At 36.5% G+C, this 17,625-nt stretch carries 14 protein-coding genes; 9 read left to right on the top strand and 5 right to left on the bottom strand.

Features of this window, described 5'->3' with window-relative positions:
- Window positions 1–67 precede the first annotated feature (67 nt).
- Window positions 68–742 carry an ATP-dependent Clp endopeptidase proteolytic subunit ClpP gene (clpP, locus tag VZD24_RS12515; protein WP_279449976.1) on the top strand — a complete coding sequence of 225 codons (675 nt, stop codon included), beginning with the start codon at window positions 68–70 and terminating at the stop codon, window positions 740–742.
- A gap of 29 nt (window positions 743–771) precedes the next feature.
- Entirely contained in the window at window positions 772–2,004 is a 1,233-nt protein-coding gene (clpX, locus tag VZD24_RS12510; RefSeq protein ID WP_279449977.1) for an ATP-dependent Clp protease ATP-binding subunit ClpX, read from the top strand.
- A 435-nt stretch (window positions 2,005–2,439) separates the two neighbouring features.
- Here the strand turns inward: clpX and VZD24_RS12505 are convergent, their stop codons facing one another.
- A complete protein-coding gene (locus tag VZD24_RS12505; RefSeq protein ID WP_342687811.1) occupies window positions 2,440–3,960 on the bottom strand; it encodes a GH3 auxin-responsive promoter family protein in 1,521 nt (506 codons plus the stop codon).
- Window positions 3,961–4,082: 122 nt separating this feature from the next.
- Between VZD24_RS12505 and VZD24_RS12500 the strand changes: the two genes are divergently transcribed.
- Entirely contained in the window at window positions 4,083–4,877 is a 795-nt protein-coding gene (locus VZD24_RS12500; protein ID WP_342687810.1) for a DUF2797 domain-containing protein, read from the top strand.
- Between the two features lie 3 nt (window positions 4,878–4,880).
- Here VZD24_RS12500 and VZD24_RS12495 read toward each other — a convergent pair whose 3' ends face one another.
- Window positions 4,881–7,553 carry an AsmA family protein gene (locus VZD24_RS12495; RefSeq protein WP_342687808.1) on the bottom strand — a complete coding sequence of 891 codons (2,673 nt, stop codon included), beginning with the start codon at window positions 7,551–7,553 and terminating at the stop codon, window positions 4,881–4,883.
- A 150-nt stretch (window positions 7,554–7,703) separates the two neighbouring features.
- On the opposite strand from VZD24_RS12495, the gene folK reads away from it, so the two are divergent.
- The 6 genes from folK (at window position 7,704) to VZD24_RS12465 (ending at window position 15,200) form a co-directional block, all read left to right on the top strand.
- Complete coding sequence (gene folK, locus VZD24_RS12490) at window positions 7,704–8,831, top strand: 2-amino-4-hydroxy-6-hydroxymethyldihydropteridine diphosphokinase (RefSeq protein ID WP_342687823.1); 1,128 nt, start codon at window positions 7,704–7,706, stop codon at window positions 8,829–8,831.
- 97 nt (window positions 8,832–8,928) lie between these two features.
- A complete protein-coding gene (locus tag VZD24_RS12485; protein WP_279449981.1) occupies window positions 8,929–9,861 on the top strand; it encodes a pseudouridine synthase in 933 nt (310 codons plus the stop codon).
- A gap of 311 nt (window positions 9,862–10,172) precedes the next feature.
- Window positions 10,173–11,570 carry an arginine decarboxylase gene (locus VZD24_RS12480; RefSeq protein ID WP_279449982.1) on the top strand — a complete coding sequence of 466 codons (1,398 nt, stop codon included), beginning with the start codon at window positions 10,173–10,175 and terminating at the stop codon, window positions 11,568–11,570.
- Window positions 11,560–12,513, top strand: a complete 954-nt coding sequence (gene speB, locus VZD24_RS12475) for an agmatinase (RefSeq protein WP_279449983.1) — start codon at window positions 11,560–11,562, stop codon at window positions 12,511–12,513. Before VZD24_RS12480 ends, speB begins: the two co-directional genes overlap by 11 nt.
- A complete protein-coding gene (locus VZD24_RS12470) occupies window positions 12,503–13,480 on the top strand; it encodes a deoxyhypusine synthase family protein (protein WP_279449984.1) in 978 nt (325 codons plus the stop codon). The genes speB and VZD24_RS12470 overlap by 11 nt, the downstream gene beginning before the upstream one ends.
- Window positions 13,481–13,661: 181 nt before the next feature.
- Complete coding sequence (locus tag VZD24_RS12465) at window positions 13,662–15,200, top strand: GNAT family N-acetyltransferase (RefSeq protein ID WP_279449985.1); 1,539 nt, start codon at window positions 13,662–13,664, stop codon at window positions 15,198–15,200.
- A 49-nt stretch (window positions 15,201–15,249) separates the two neighbouring features.
- Here VZD24_RS12465 and VZD24_RS12460 read toward each other — a convergent pair whose 3' ends face one another.
- Genes VZD24_RS12460 through VZD24_RS12450 form a run of 3 tightly spaced genes read right to left on the bottom strand, consistent with a single transcriptional unit; the run spans window position 15,250 to window position 17,596 of the window.
- Window positions 15,250–15,702 (bottom strand): RES family NAD+ phosphorylase, encoded by a 453-nt coding sequence (locus VZD24_RS12460; protein ID WP_342687807.1) that lies wholly within the window; start codon window positions 15,700–15,702, stop codon window positions 15,250–15,252.
- Window positions 15,703–15,704: 2 nt separating this feature from the next.
- Complete coding sequence (locus VZD24_RS12455; RefSeq protein WP_342687806.1) at window positions 15,705–16,172, bottom strand: Xre family toxin-antitoxin system antitoxin; 468 nt, start codon at window positions 16,170–16,172, stop codon at window positions 15,705–15,707.
- A 38-nt stretch (window positions 16,173–16,210) separates the two neighbouring features.
- Entirely contained in the window at window positions 16,211–17,596 is a 1,386-nt protein-coding gene (locus VZD24_RS12450) for an MptA/MptB family glycosyltransferase (protein ID WP_342687805.1), read from the bottom strand.
- Between the last annotated feature and the right edge of the window lie 29 nt (window positions 17,597–17,625).

Raw genomic sequence — 17,625 nt, 5'->3', positions numbered from 1 at the left:
GTAGAACCACAAGTGAATTTTCGTAACGAATTTTCAAAAACTATTAAATTGAAATTTAAATACATTTATGAACTACAGTAACGAATTTAGAAACTTCGCCATAAAAGATCAAGGAATAAACAATATGTACTACGATAAAATTATCAGTAGTATGTATCCCACAAACTTGACACCAAATATTATTGAGGAACGCCAAATGAACGCAGTAGCGATGGACGTTTTTTCGCGTTTAATGATGGACCGCATAATTTTTCTCGGCACCGGAATTAACGATCAAGTTGCAAACATAGTGCAGGCGCAATTACTGTTCTTGGCCAGTACCGACGCATCACGCGATATACAAATTTATATTAATTCGCCAGGTGGTAGTGTTTATGCAGGTTTAGGAATTTACGATACAATGCAATTTATAAAACCGGACGTTGCAACTATTTGTACTGGTATGGCAGCCTCCATGGCCGCAGTACTATTATGTGCTGGCGAAAAAGGAAAACGCAGTGGCTTAACGCACTCACGCGTTATGATTCATCAACCTTTGGGTGGAGCACAGGGCCAAGCGAGCGATATTGAAATTACGGCCCGCGAAATAATTACCTTAAAAGAAGAGCTTTATAAAATAATTGCCAAGCATTCCGGTCAAACCTATGAAAAGGTTTATGACGATAGCGACCGCGATTATTGGATGAAAGCCGATAAAGCTTTGGAGTACGGAATGATTGATGAAATATTGACCCGAAGCTAAAAAAAACAGATTTTTTGAAAAAAAATAATATGTCGAAAGAAGATTTAGAATGTTCCTTCTGCGGTCGTAAAAAGGCTGAAACCAATTTGCTCATTGCAGGATTGGACGCTCATATATGCGATCGATGCATTGAGCAAGCCCACGGCATTGTGGTAGAAGAAGCCTTGCACTCAGGCAATACGGAACTGTCCAAAGATTTAATGCTGAAGAAACCAAAATTGATAAAAGCCTTTTTGGACGAATACGTTATTGGACAAGAATTTACCAAAAAAGTAATGTCCGTGGCGGTTTACAATCACTACAAACGATTGCTTCAGCCAAAAAGCGATGACGATATTGAAATACAAAAAAGTAATATAATTATTGTAGGGCAAACAGGAACGGGAAAAACATTAATTGCAAAAACAATTGCAAAAATGCTAAACGTACCTTTAGCCATTGTAGATGCCACTGTTTTAACCGAAGCTGGATATGTAGGCGAAGACGTTGAAAGTATTTTAACACGCTTGTTGCAAGCTGCAGATTATAACCTTGAAAAGGCAGAAAACGGAATTGTATTTATTGACGAAATAGATAAAATAGCCCGTAAAAGCGACAACCCATCTATCACACGAGATGTTAGTGGTGAAGGTGTACAGCAAGCCCTTTTAAAACTTTTGGAGGGAACTACGGTAAACGTACCGCCAAAAGGGGGTAGAAAACATCCCGATCAAAAATTTATTGAAGTAAATACCGAAAACATTCTCTTTATTGCTGGGGGTGCTTTTGATGGTATTGAGCGGCATATTTCAAAACGATTGAATATGCAAGCCGTTGGATTTACAGCATCTTTAAATGAAAATCAAGTGGAGCGCGAAAACATGCTTCGCTATATTATCCCGAAAGATTTAAAGGATTTTGGTCTAATTCCTGAAATAATCGGTCGTCTTCCGGTATTAACCTATATGAATCCGCTAGACAAGGAAACGCTTCGAGCTATACTTACAGAGCCTAAAAACGCAATTATTAAGCAGTACAAAAAACTGTTTGAAATGGACGGGATAGATTTTGTGATAACTGATGAAGCGCTAGATTTTGTAGTAGAGCAAGCTATAAATTATAAACTTGGCGCACGTGGACTTCGATCGTTGTGCGAAGCCGTTTTAACCGATGCTATGTATGAAATGCCTGGCACAGACGAAAAAACCGTTCGCGTCACCAAACAATATGCCGAAGAAAAACTTAATAAATCATCCCTTAAAAAGTTGAAAGCGGTTTCTTAAGTTATACCTTCCTAAAAAGTAAAAACCTCGAGAGTATTATTCTCGAGGTTTTTTTTATGCGGGTTAGTTAGTCTTCTATGGAGATGCAATAATCGAATTATTCTTAATATGTAGAATCTTATTTTGCATTTGTTCCTTTTTACATTTCAGATTGTATCCAGCTACTTCACCTTCGTTATTAACTGCGGTTGTGGTCGCGCAAGATGAAAGCGCCACACTAAAAATTAAAAGGATAACTATGCAAAAATTATTTTTCATTTTAAACCAATTTATTTGATTGACACAAAAATACGGGCAAAGCGCGACGTAAAAAAAATTTTTAGCCGAACGTCGAGGATAATCGATGAACTACATTTAAACCGATAAAATTTCGGTAAAACGCATTAAATCAACTATTTAAATTTGATTGAAATTCTTTATAGAAAGGCAGGTGGATTAGGTTATGTTATTTAATTGTAAAAGTTCTTCCAGTAGATCGCGTGTATTTGAAAGTCTCGGCACCTTGTGTTGCCCACCTAATTTGTTTTTATGCTTTAGCCAATCATAGAAAAGATTTTCTCTAGCATGATGCACTTTTGGCGCATTTAAGGTTGTATTGTTAAAGCGTTTTGCTTCATAATCGCTATTTAAATCTTGAAGCGCAGAATCTAAAAGTTCCGTAAAAGTATTTAAGTCTTGCGGAGGATTTTTAAATTCAATAATCCATTCGTGAGCCCCTTTGTCTCTACCATTCATAAAAATGGGCGCTGCTGTATAATCTACAATTTCGGCATTGGTTAGATGCGAAACTTTGCGGAGGGCAGTTTCGGCGTTTTCAATAATTAATTCTTCACCAAATACATTTATATGGTGTTTTGTTCTTCCGGTAACTCTTATTCGGTAGGGATTTGTAGAGGTAAAGCGAACGGTATCACCAATTTTATATCGCCAAAGACCTGCATTAGTAGTAATAACAATGGCATAATTTTTACCCTGTTCCACCGCACTCAAAGGGATTACCGTTTCATCGGAGCTTCCGTAACCATCCATTGGTATAAATTCATAAAATATTCCATAGTCCAGCATTAATAGCAATTCCTTATTCTCGTTGCGATCTTGTATAGCAAAGAATCCTTCGGAGGCATTGTAAATTTCGTAATATCGAAAATCGCTTTTTGGCAGTAAGTTATTGTACTGCTCTATATAGGGGTCAAAATTTACTCCGCCGTGAAAATAAACTTCCAAATTGGGCCAAACTTCAAAAAGATTATTTCTTCCGGTAGTTTCAATAACTTGGTTTAATAAAACTAGCATCCACGAAGGCACTCCGGCAAGACTGGTTACATTTTCTTTTATAGTTTCATTTACAATGGCTTGCATTTTTGTTTCCCAGTCGCCCATGAGCGAAACTTCGTTGCTAGGTGTACTGCTGTATTCGGCCCAAAACGGCATATTATCTATTAAAATTGCTGAAAGATCGCCAAACACGGTGCCATTTTCCTCGTACAATTGTTTGCTTCCACCAAGCCTTAAACTTTTGCCCAAAAACAAATTGGCATCGGGATTATTGTTTAAATACATACACAGCAGGTCTTTGCTGGCGGCATAATGACAGTTTTCTAAAGAATCGTTGGTAACGGGTATAAATTTACTTTTGGCATTTGTAGTGCCGCTAGATTTCGCAAACCACTTAATGGGTGTGGGCCAGAATATATTAGATTCTCCTTTGCGCGCACGTTCTATTTGTGGTTCGAAGTCTTCGTACGTAGTAATAGGGACTCGCGCCGAAAATTCGCGATAGGTTTTTATAGATCCAAAATCGTATGCTTTGCCAATTTCGGTATATTTTGCTTTTTGCAATAAATTAAATAGTAGTTCTTCCTGCACTTCAATAGGATACTTCAAAAAAAGGTCTATTTGATGAAATCTTTTTTTTAGAAACCACGAAGCAATAGAATTAACAATGGGGATTGGCATATTTTTCTGCTATCTTTATGCTATAAAAATAACCATTTTATAATTACGATTTCCTCTTTTTTTGAAGTGATATTTTACAAGATTTCTTTGGAAATGATTTCGACTTAACTTTTTTTAAATAAATGAATTACGAAGGCCTACTTACAAAAATGCAAACTGAAAATGGATCTCCCATTCAATACTACCTCGTTTTTAACAATGATTTTTTAAATGTAAACCAATTATTGAATAAGTTGGTAACTATTAATTTTCTGAATTATCAATGTTTAAATTGTGGCCTTCAAAAGAAAATCTATCGCCAAGGGTTTTGTTACGATTGCTTTTTTAAAATTCCACAAGCGGCAGATTGGATTATTAGTCCCGAAAAAAGCAAGGCGCATTTGGGCATCGAAGAGCGCGATTTGGCATACGAAGAAAAGGTACAATTACAACCCCACGTTGTGTATCTTGCCAATAGTAGTAGTGTAAAAGTTGGGGTAACGCGCAGATCGCAAATCCCCACACGTTGGATTGATCAAGGAGCGCACGAAGCAATTGAAATAGTAGAAGTGCCCAATAGATACCTCGCCGGAATTACAGAGGTTGCCCTTAAAAGTTTTGTTAGCGATAAAACCAACTGGCGGGCTATGTTAAAAAACGATATAAAGGACGAAGATCTAGTTGCGTGGCGCAACAAGTTAAAGCAGTACATTCCCGTGGAAGCTGCCGAATATTATTTGGAAAACAATACCGAAACAAATCTTGAATTTCCGGTTTTAACCTATCCCGAAAAGCCAAAATCATTAAACCTCGAAAAAAATCCTTTTTTCGAAGGCACTCTTAAAGGAATAAAAGGACAATACTTACTTTTTGAAGACAATACGGTATTTAACGTTCGCGGTAATGAAGGTGCGGTGGTGCGTATTACAGTAAACTAAATTCTAATTCCCAACTTTAGGGGTTTGGGATGCTTTGGTAGAATCTGCTCTCTTTTTTCTTCCGCCCAAAATTCCGCCCAGTACATCTTTAATTATTTGTGTGTTTTGCTGCTGGGTAGTTTGTTGCTGATTGTTAGTGTTCGTATTGTTTTTTGTAGAATCAGTCTTCGTTCCGCCAGAAAATACTTCTTCTAATAGTCCAGTTCCCTTATCTATCAATTTGTCTTTTTGCTTTGCTAAAATTTGCTTGGTTAGTGTATTTATTGCGTTTTCAGGATCAAGTGAAACTTGCGGATTTGTAAAGGTTCCTTTTAAACCAATGGGTAGCGCAACGCTCATGGCATCGGCTTCCTGCGGATTCAAATTTTGAAGCAGTTTTGTAACATCACTTCCCAAATATTTTGCGGGTACATCCATCGTTAGGTTGTAATCTATAGATTTGTCCAGCCCATGGGTTCCGGCCACCGCAACGTTAATTCCTTTAATATCAAAATCAAATGGTTTTACTTCTATTTTACCATTATTGAAGGTGAAATTTGTGCTCACGTCCCTTAAGCTCAACCTGTCTAAATTTAAAAATGAAACTTTTTTGCCTAGGGCTGAAAGTAAGGGTGTTTGTTGCGGATCTACTTCGGCAGTGATGATTTGGGCCAGAGCAGTCCCCGCCAGTGTAGTTAATTTTGGTGAAAGATCGTTTGTAAGTTGGCCGTTTAATTCAAATTTTGTGTTTAAACTGCCTTGCAATGCTTTTGCAATTGGCACTAAATACTTAAACATTTCCAACTTTTCGAAAGATTGTTCAATGTCAATTTTGCTTAAATCCAAAACCATTGCGAAAGATGGAGTTTCACTTTTGGTAGAAACATTTCCTGAAAGCGCAATGTTTCCACCAAAAATATTTGAGGTAAAATTGCCGATGGTTATGGCTTCATTTGCAATTGTGGCAGTGCCTTTTGCATCTTTTAATTCCAAGTTGTCATAAATTAAGTTATTGGCCTTAAAATTTATTGAAGCATTCAAAAAATCTGGAATTTTTACACCGTCCGACCTTGCAGTTTTTTGAGAATTATCGCCGCTTTCTTCCAAATTATTTTTAGATGAAGAGGAATCTGAAGCCATAAAATCATTCACATTAAAAATGTTTGATTGCACGTTAAACTGACCTTTTAAATCTTGTTTGCTCATTAAAAATGGAATGAGGTTTTTAATATTTCCCGAAGCTTTAATGTCAGTTTGGCCGGTTGATGCGTTTAATTCTTTTAATGTAAAAACACCTGGTTGTAGCGACAAATTTGCGTTGGCCACATTTAAGTTGTTTTTAAAACCTGCATCGTATTTAAAATTATTCAGGCTCGCGGTTCCGCGGGCATCTATCTTATCATAATGCTCCTTTTCAACCGATTCCATATCAAAATTCGCGATAATATCTGCTTTAAAAATGCCGCTGAGTTTTTGTTCCATTTCAACAGGCAGGACCTTTTCAATATTCGCTAAATTAAGTGTGCCCTGCATTTCTAAATTAACTAGTGGATTTTCGACCATATTTTTTATACTTCCCTTCAGTCTAAAAGGTTCGCCATCTATCATAAAGTTGAAGGTTGAAATATCTAAAAAAGTATCTTTTAGTAATCCAGTTTCGTTTTTTAATTGTACGTCTATGGTTATGTTTTCAACAGTTTTTGGCAGCTCTGGATATTTAAAGGAAGCGTTGTTGCTCGCTATTTTTATATCCATTGTCGGGATGTGTGTGCTATCAACAATTCCTTTTAACATACCATTTACGGTGAAATTCCCTGTAGTTTTTACATTGCTTATTTGCTTCACATACGTTTCTGGAATAACGGCCAGGAAATTTTTAAAGTCGGAAGACGGCGTTTTAAAAGTGAGATCTATTTGGTTGTTAGCCTCGTTCACTTTTACAAAACCGTTAAAAGTTAATGGCAGCTCATTGATTTTGGCTTCGTTTTCAAGAAAAGTGTATTTCAGGTTTTTTAAATCTATTTTAAAGATGGCGTCGAGTGAAAGTCGGTTTTTAGTTAAATATTCGGTATTGTCCATCCGGAACGAGGCAAAAGCTTCAGTCTGGGTATCTAGATTGCTAATTTCCTGCGAAAGATCGCCGCGGCCCGTGTGTTGTACGTTGGTGAGAGTTAAAAAAGTTTTGTTCCCCACATCGGCATAATGAACACGTGAGTTTTTTATTTCGTATTTTTTTAAATCGAATGTAAATCCACCATTTGTTTCTTCTTCGCGCGTAGTTGCCGGTGCATCTTTTTTAATGGCGATATCGTAATTGGTATTTCCGAGTGAATCAATTTTAATGTTTACAAAAGCTTCATCAAGAAATAGGGCGTCCACTTTAATGGTTTCAGTGCTGTTTTTAAAGAGTTGCATAATGCCCATATTCAGGGAAAGCGATTTGCCACTCGCCAAGGTATCGCCTTTAAATGGTGCGTTATTAATAATGCTGAAATTATTTACTTGCAACGAAGCATCGGGAAAACTGCTAAAAAGACTCAAATCTAAATCACTCCACGATACTGTAGCGTTGAGGTTTTCATTAATAGTACGCTTCAACATTTTTTCAAGACTGCCTTTAAAAATAAATGGTGCCGCAACTAACAATAACAGTAAAATACCGAGTATAATTCCTATGATTTTAAACGCTTTCTTCATAAAAGATTTTGAAAATTTATTTTTGATAATTGCTTTTAAAACAACTTCTTAAAAAGCCGCTGTCACGCAAAATTTATATCTGGACGCAAATTTACTTGGTAGTCTTTTTCTTTTCCTTAATTTCGTCTTAAATGTTAAAATTTGGAACCAATTAAACCTTTGCTAAACGTTTATCTTTCCCTTGGCAGCAACATGGGCAATCGTTTTGAGAATCTTCAAAACGCGGTTAATTTATTGTTTGAAGAATTGGGAAGTATCGTAAAGATTTCTTCAATATACGAAACGCCCGCAATGGGTTTTGACGGCGACCCATTTTTAAACTGTGCGGTGTGGATGCAAATAGATTTAAAACCTATCCAGATTTTAAAATCAATTCTTGAAATTGAAAAAAAATTGGGCCGAAAGCGAAACACTTCAAAAAGCTACACCGCTCGCCCCATAGATATAGACATTGTTTTTATTGACAATTTAATAATTGCAACAGATAAGCTTACCGTGCCGCATCCTGAAATGACAAAACGGAACTTTGTATTACAGCCCTTGGCAGATTTAAATTTGCATTTGGAGCACCCAATTTTGAATAAAACTATTGTTGAAATTCTGGAAGATACAACAGATACGAGCGAGCTTCAAAAACAGTCAAAATGGTTGAGCAATCCAATGCGCGAGTTTAATATTTCGCAATACAATTATATTGCCATAGAAGGTAATATTGGGGCAGGGAAAACAAGTTTGGCAAGTAAAATAGCAAACGATTTTAATGCGAAATTAATATTGGAGCGGTTTAAAGACAACCCGTTTCTTCCTAAATTTTATGAAGATGCTGCGCGTTATGCCTTTCCTTTAGAAATGTCCTTTCTCGCCGATCGCTACCAGCAACTGGTTGATGATATAACGCAATTCGATTTATTTAAAGAATCGATAATTGCCGATTACGATGTAAACAAAAGCCTGATTTTTGCGAGTATAACGTTGCCTGAAGAAGAATATGCCTTGTATAAAAAACTTTTTCAAGTAATGCACAAAGATGTGCCAAAGCCAGATATGTATATTTATTTATATCAAAATACCGAGCGATTGCTTGCAAACATAAAAAAGCGCGGTAGAAAATACGAGCAAAGTATTGCGGCAGAATATCTTCAAAAGTTAAATGCAGGGTATTTGGAATTCATTAAAAACCAACATTCCGAAAACATAAAAATTATTGATATTTCTGAAATGGATTTTCTAAAAAACCGAGCAGATTATTTAAAGATTCTATCCGAAATAGTTTCATAAAAATGAAACAGTTAGCCGTTGCAATTGTCGAAAGTGTACAACATTTTATAAACTGCAAATGCCTACATTATTTCATTACCTTTGCAAAAAATTAATTATGAGCAGACAAGATAATAAAAGTAGTGGAAAAGCTTCGGGGCGAGGTGGAAATAACCAGCGTAATAGAAGTAGTGCAAGAGGAAATGCTCCATTAAAATCAGATTCTTCACCTAGAAAAACGGCTAGACAAGCAGATCCTTCGGCAAAACCAAAGTTGAGGTTCGATAAATCTGGAAAAGAAATAGGCCGAAGAGAAAGACCGGTAAAAGAAATAAAAAAGAGCAATCCTGAAGATGGAATTCGTTTAAATAAATACATAGCCAATAGTGGGGTTTGCTCGCGTCGAGAAGCCGATACATTTATAGCCACGGGCTTGGTTACCGTAAACGGAAAAATTATAAATGAAATGGGATATAAGGTTCAGTTATCAGACGACGTTCGTTTTGACGGTCGCCGCTTGAATCCGGAGCCAAATACTTTTGTTTTATTGAACAAACCCAAAGGCTTTGCCACAACAGACAGTAACTCCAAAGGAATGACAGTGATGGATTTGGTTGCCAATGCAACTACCGCTAAAATTAAACCTTTTGGTAGATTGGGAAGAAATGCCACTGGATTATTGCTCTTTACAAACGACGATGAGTTTGTACAAAAATTCTTGAAAAAAGGAATTCCAAGACTTTTTCATATTGAATTGGATAAAAATTTGAAAGCCGAACATCTGCAAAAAATTAAGGACGGTCTTACCATTGGGGGTAAAGAAATAGCTGTGGACCAAATAAGTTATGTTGACAATTCGCCAAAAAGTGAAATAGGTTTAAAAATCAGACATACTGGAAACAGTGTTATCCGAACGATCTTTGATCATCTGGGCTACGATGTAGTTCGTGTAGATTGTGTAACGCTTGGCCCATTAACAAAAAAAGATTTACCGCGCGGCCGATGGAGAACGCTTACTGAAAAGGAACTCAACATGTTTAGCATGTTATAAGCTAAAGTGAAAATTTTTCAGGTTTTGTAAATTATTAAACTTTTTTTGGCACATTTGTACTGTAAATATTTAGCAGATAGTATCTTTAAAATAGTTGGTTTTTGAATAATTTCAGAAACAAATTTATAAATGAACAACACCTTAGCACTTTTAATTGCTACTTGCCATCCTGTTAAAGGTAAAGAACATACTTTACACACTTTGCCTATTCACATATAAAACTTCACGTTAATATTATGTTATACCTTCAGTTTTTTGGAGCATACGTAAGGAGATTTTTTTAATTTACACAATAGAACCAAAACTAAATAATGAATACTAAGTATATAGATTTAATAGACCAAACGTATTATTTTCCACAGGAAGAGTTTAAATTGGGCGACAATGGCCTTGAATTCCACGATGTAGATTTAATGGCGCTGGTAGAGCGTTATGGGGCGCCCTTAAAGTTTACCTATCTTCCAAAGATTTCGGAAAACATAAATTTAGCCAAAAATTGGTTTGCAAATGCTATTGAAAAAAACAATTACAAAGGCAGTTATAACTACTGCTACTGTACAAAAAGTTCGCATTTTAAGCACGTTTTAAACGAAGCCCTAAAAAATGATATTCATATAGAAACTTCTTCGGCTTTTGATATTGATATTGTAGAACGATTAAAGAAAACCGGGAAGATTACAGATAAAACTTATGTTATCTGCAATGGCTTTAAGCGCGAGCAGTATATAGCTAATATTGCACGACTGATTAATGATGGTCACGAAAACTGTATTCCTATTATTGATAATTACGAGGAGATTGAATTGCTTACTGACAGTATTGATAAACACTTTAGCGTAGGTATTCGCATTGCTTCGGAGGAAGAACCTAAATTTGAATTTTATACTTCCCGATTAGGGATTGGGTATAAAAACATTATTCCTTTTTACGAAGAGCAAATTAAAAATAACGAGCACGTAGATTTAAAAATGCTTCATTTCTTTATCAATACGGGTATTCGCGACACGGCTTATTATTGGAACGAATTGGTAAAGTGCTTAAAAGTGTATGTTCGACTTAAAAAAATCTGTCCATCGTTGGATAGTTTGAATATCGGTGGTGGTTTTCCTATAAAAAACTCGCTGCATTTTGAGTACGATTATCAATATATGGTAGATGAAATACTCAACCAAATTAATATTACCTGCGAAGAAGCAGATGTACCTGTACCGCATATTTTTACTGAATTTGGTAGTTTTACCGTTGGGGAAAGCGGTGGCGCTATTTATGAAATTCTCTATCAAAAACAACAAAACGACAGAGAAAAGTGGAATATGATAAACTCTTCATTTATTACAACTTTGCCAGACACTTGGGCAATCAGTAAAAAATTTATTATGCTGCCCATAAACCGTTGGAACGACGAGTATGAAAGAGTATTGCTGGGAGGGTTAACTTGCGATAGTGATGATTACTATAACAGCGAACAAAACATGGCGGCTATTTACCTGCCAAAGTTTAAAAAGGAAAAACCTTTGTATATTGGCTTTTTTAACACTGGGGCATACCAGGAAACCATTGGAGGTTTCGGGGGCTTACAGCACTGTTTAATTCCACAGCCAAAACATATTTTAATAGATAGAGATAAAAACAACACTATAACAACCGAACTTTTTTCTGAACAACAAACAAGCGAGCAATTGCTAAACATTTTAGGTTATGAGCACTAAGACGTATGCAGGAATCCCGCAAAAATATGCGGCCCTAGAAACATCAAAAATTGTATTGATCCCAGTTCCGTACGATGGAACCAGCACTTGGCAAAAAGGGGCCGACAAAGGTCCAGAAGCATTTTTGGATGCTTCGGAAAATATGGAGCTTTATGATATTGAAACCCAAACAGAGGTTTATAAACAAGGGGTTTACCTTGCCGATGCCATTACAGAAAATTCATCGCCCGAAGCTGTAGTTTCGGAGGTGCATAAAACCACGAAAGATTATATTAAACGAAATAAGTTTGTAACTATTTTTGGTGGTGAGCACAGCATTTCCATAGGAACTATTCGCGCATTTAACGAATGTTTCGATAATCTTACTGTCCTGCACATTGATGCACATGCAGATTTGCGAAAGGATTTTCACGGAAGCACTTGCAATCACGCCTGTGCAGTGTATGAAGCTAGCCAAACAACAAATTTGGTGCAGGTAGGTATTAGAAGTATGGATGTTGCCGAAACCCGTGTAATGGACGAAGAAAAAGTTTTCTTCGCTCATGATATGGCTAAGGATGAATACTGGATGGATAAAGTTATTGAAGCTTTAGGTGAAAATGTATTTATCACTTTTGATCTTGACGCTTTGGACCCTTCAATTCTTCCTTCAACCGGAACACCCGAACCGGGTGGGCTATTTTGGTATGAAACGCTCGATTTTTTAAAACAAGTATTTGAAGATAGAAACGTGGTAGGCTTTGATATTGTTGAACTTTGTCCGAACCCGGAAGAAAAAGCTTCCGATTTTGTTGCGGCCAAACTTTATTATAAAATGTTGACCTATAAATTTTCGGGAACTGAAGAAGGCGACGAATACGAAAGTAACTTTAACCTTTCCGCGCCACTCGATACAGGCAAAAAAGGAAATTCAAAATTTAATACAGAAGAAGATGAGTACTAACAAAGGATCCATTTCACAATTTATTGAAAAATATTACCTTCACTTTAATGCCGCGGCCCTTGTAGATGCTGCGAAGGGTTATGAAGCGCAACTTGCAAAAGGTTCAAAAATGCTCGTTTCTTTGGCTGGTGCAATGAGTACCGCCGAATTAGGGAAGATTTTTGCCGAAATGATTCGCCAAGATAAGGTGCAAATAATCTCTTGTACGGGCGCAAATCTCGAAGAAGATATTATGAATCTTGTAGCTCATAGTCATTATGAACGTGTGCCACATTACCGCGATTTAACGCCACAAGACGAATGGGATTTATTGGAAAGAGGAATGAACCGGGTAACCGATACTTGTATACCGGAAGAAGAAGCTTTTCGAAGAATTCAAAAACACATAGTTAAACTCTGGAAAGATGCTGAAGCAAAAGGCGAACGATACCTCCCGCACGAATATATGTACAAGCTACTTTTAAGTGGTGTTATGGAGGAATATTACGAAATAGATTTAAAGGATTCTTGGATGTATGCCGCTGCCGAGAAAAATCTTCCGATTATCTGCCCAGGATGGGAAGATAGTACAATGGGTAATATTTTTGCGAGCTACGTTTTAAAAGGTGAACTGAAGGCTTCAACCATGAAAAGTGGGATTGAATACATGACATTTTTGGCAGATTGGTATACCGAAAACTCAAAAGACGGAATTGGTTTCTTCCAAATTGGCGGTGGTATAGCTGGCGATTTCCCGATCTGTGTGGTGCCAATGTTATACCAAGATATGGAACGCCCAGAAACGCCATTTTGGAGTTATTTTTGCCAAATAAGCGACTCAACTACTAGTTTTGGTAGCTATTCCGGGGCCGTACCTAACGAAAAAATTACTTGGGGCAAACTGGATATTAATACTCCAAAGTTTATAATTGAAAGTGATGCAACTATCGTAGCGCCATTGGTTTTTGCCTATATTTTAGATATGTAATCCAGTTAGCAAAATTAAATACGGCAATCCGCAGTTAATATTTCCCTACCAAATGATTAGGAGATTGGCTGCGGATTTTTCGTTTGATTCTCAAAAGTTAGGGAAGAAAGGCAACTTGCTTAAAAACTACTCACAAAATTCTTCATTTAAAAAACAATAAGCTTAGTTAAAAAACAAAATAATGGATCCACAGAAGATTGATAATATAGAACTAAAGTTTTTAACTCTTAAAGACTACGAAGCATTAAAGAATGCAACAATACAATCCTATGGCGGTATGCCAAATAGTTATTGGAAGATCAATGAGATTGGTAATCTGATAGATATTTTTCCCGAGGGGCAGGTGGTTATTATGGCCGATGGCGAAATAGCTGGCTGTGCCCTTTCCATTATTGTAGATTTTGATGAATTGGGTGAAAAGCACACATATCAAGATATTACAGACGATCCAACTTTTAAAATTCACGACCCCGAAGGCGATGTGCTTTATGGAATAGACGTTTTTATTCGTCCAGATTTTCGTGGTTTGCGTCTGGGTAGAAGATTGTACGATTATAGAAAGGAACTTTGCGAAAACTTAAATTTAAAAAGCATTGTTTTTGGGGGTAGAATGCCGAATTATCACTTACACTCAGATAAGCTTTCACCTAAACAATACATCGAAAAAGTAAAGCGCAAACAAATTGACGATCCTGTACTGAATTTTCAAATTTCGAACGATTTTCACCCGGTGCGTGTGTTGAAAGGTTATTTGGAAGGCGACAAAGCCTCTGGCGAGTTCGCGGTTTTAATGGAATGGGACAATATTTATTATACAAAACCCGAAAAAAAACCAAAGCCTTCTGCTATTAAAAGTATAGTGCGGCTTGGACTTATTCAATGGCAAATGCGGAGCTATTCCGGAATGGAAGAATTAATGCACCAAGCCGAATATTTTATAGATAGCGTTGCAGGATATCGTTGCGATTTCGCAATGTTCCCTGAATTTTTTAACGCACCACTTATGGCAAAATACAACCACATGAGCGAGCCAGATGCCATTCGCGAATTAGCTAAATACACTAAAGAAATAACCGAAAGATTGTCACAGCTATCTATTTCATATAATATAAATATCATCACGGGTAGTATGCCCGAAATGGTTCGTGGCAAACTTTATAACGTAGGTTATCTTTGTCGTCGCGATGGAAGCGTGGAGCGTTACGAAAAAATACATGTAACCCCGGATGAAGAGCGCGTTTGGGGAATGGTAAACGGAAATTCCCTAAAAACATTCGATACAGATTGCGGAAAGATTGGCGTATTAATTTGCTACGATTCTGAATTTCCCGAGCTTTCCCGGTTGCTTTCTGATGAAGGAATGGATATACTTTTTATCCCCTTTCTTACCGATACTCAAAATGGTTATTCCCGAGTGCGTCTTTGTGCACAGGCTCGGGCCGTTGAAAATGAGTGTTATGTTGCTATTGCAGGAAGCGTTGGAAACCTACCGAAAGTACATAATATGGATATTCAGTATGCTCAAAGTGCTGTGTTCACTCCATGTGATTTCTCCTTTCCAAACAACGGAATTAAAGCAGAAGCAACCCCAAATACTGAAATGATTTTAGTGGCCGATGTGGATATAGATTTACTTCGTGAATTGCATACTTTTGGTGCGGTTCGAAATTTAAAAGATAGAAGAAAGGATTTTTATAGATTAGAACGGGTAAAAAAGTAATATTTTTAAATTATCACTGTCGTAAAATATATGCTGCTTATTGTTCTGTTCAATTTGTTTTAATCCTTAGGTCAAAAACAAAATCTTTAATCTCCAGTATTTTAAAACAGCTAATTTCGGCCAATGGATTTATAAGATAGTTAAATTCCTGCGGAATAATAATGGAAGGAATTTTTATGATTGGGTGTTTATCCTCTAACAATTTTGTCCCAAAATCTTTAGTAGATTTCGGTGCTGGAGTTTCGCTCCAATTTCCTGGTAAATCTTTTATTTGAAGGGTATGAATTTGTGTTTCGTCAATTTCGAAAATGCAAAGGCTTAAAGCTCGTGGAATATAATCTAAATCTATATTAACAGCATATTCCAACACAGAGAGAGCCCGGCTCTCTGAAGTATATATACATGGCGTATCAACATGGTTCCAGCGGCCGCCAAAAAGTTTGGAGCCTATTCCGTTTAAATCTTGGGCATATTGGGTTTTACCAATTCGAAAAACTTTCATCTTTAAGAGTAAACGCCATAAGCAATGCGGCCGATTAAATTTCTTATTTCCTCACGGCCAAATTGATTGTCCATAAGATCAAAAGGCTTGGCCCCAGCAAGTGCTTGGTTGGGAGCGAACATCCAACGGTTAAACTTTTCCTTATCTTCAAAGACTCCATATCCAAAGGAATAAATTTCTGCTACCGCAATTATTCCTTCACTAATATGATCATTAAATTTTTGTTCGCCCCTTTTATTAATAAGCGTAGCTCGCGTAACGGAAAGTGCCTGCGCCAAAGCCTCATAATCTAGTGCGGTTTCTTCCTTTAGTTTTTTTAAATAGGCTTTGGTAATACCGCCACGCACAATTCGCATTTTTTGAATGGAAGTCATTTCTACCAATGGAACTGCTAAATTACCATCATAAAAATGGGTTGGCGCCTCTTCGGCAAAATGAAGGGTGGTAGGCGTATTATACTGTTTTTTCATGATAGTTTAAATTTATACTTATAATAGTATAAAAATAATCATTTTAAATTGGGTTTCAAAATATTTGACTGCTTTTTTAAATTGAAAAGATCATTTTTAATTATTTCGAAAATAGCAAAACCAAATACCAAAATATATTCAACAGCCACCAGCCAAAGCTTTTCATCAAAACCGTTTTTTCCATAAGCAGAGTAACTTAAAACAATCAAAAAACTCCATACAATCGGGAATTTATATTTGGTAAAAACCGAAAGCAAAAGCGGCGTGGCAATGTACCAAGGATGAACGGTGGTTGACAGTAAAAAGTACACTGAAATTGCAAAAAGCATTGCGGTAATTAATTGTTGCGGTGTTTTATTTTTTCTGAATAGAGCAACCGCCAAAATATATAGTAAAACCAAAACTGGAAGAATTTTCCCCGCAGTTCCAATAATATTCCAACCCACAATTTGGAAACCAATCCAACGGATTATGTAATACACACTCGCATTAAACTCAAAATTCTGAAACCAAAGAGAAATGGTTGTAGAGAAGTTTTGAATGAATTCCCAAGAAAGAAAGGGAAGAAAAGTTATTGAAATTGTTAAACCTATTACAGCATAAAAACTTAGGAGAGATGTTAGGTTGAGCGCAGTTGAAACCTCTTTTTTTGAAAACCACTTAAAAAACAAAGGTAAGAACAACAATGGAATCAACTTAACCGAAACTGAAACCGCTATTAAAACTGCGGCCCAAAACCATTTTCCTTTAAAAAGTAAATAAAGTGCCCAGATAAAAAAGAAAAGCATTACCCCTTCAAAATGCAGATTTCCTGTTAGTTCAATAATTATAAATGGATTGAGAAAATACCAAAAAATGTTCTTTACCGGAAGATTTATTTTCTCTAACAATCTTTTTCCGAAGTAAAGTATACCAATATCTGCTAGAATCATAATTACTCGAAAAACAATAACAGAGCCCAAAATACTCTTGCCTGAAATTAACGCTGCAACTGTATATAAGAATTGGTTTATTGGTGGGTAATTACTGAAATGACTTGCATTAAGCGAGCCCATCCCGTTAATCAATTCGGTTGATTGTTCTATTGTCACTCCGAGCGCAATCGAGGAGGCTGGTGTAAAAAGATACGGGCTTATGCCTTGCGCCAACAAGCGGCCATCCCACAGAAAGCGATAAAAATCCTGCGAAAGATTTGGGATTGTGGCCATAAAAACCAATCGAAAAATTATTCCTAAACAAGCTAAAAACCAAAAATTAAGTTTTAATCTTTCAATAAAAATATAGGCTATAAAAAATAGGGTAACGTATAGCGAAATCAATTTTAGAAAATCACTGCGCTCTAGATGGTATCCAAAACTGATGTAGAATACGATAGCGGCTATCGAAAAAAGTAAAGGAATTTTATAGCGTTCAATGAAACTCACAAACCGTAATAATTAATCGTTAAATAGAA

The sequence above is a fragment of the Aequorivita flava genome, assembly GCF_038742595.1.
In the GTDB taxonomy this organism is placed as follows: domain Bacteria; phylum Bacteroidota; class Bacteroidia; order Flavobacteriales; family Flavobacteriaceae; genus Aequorivita; species Aequorivita marisscotiae.
The sequence above is the reverse complement of the archived record's forward strand: the minus strand, read 5'-3'. Positions and strand labels throughout refer to the sequence as shown.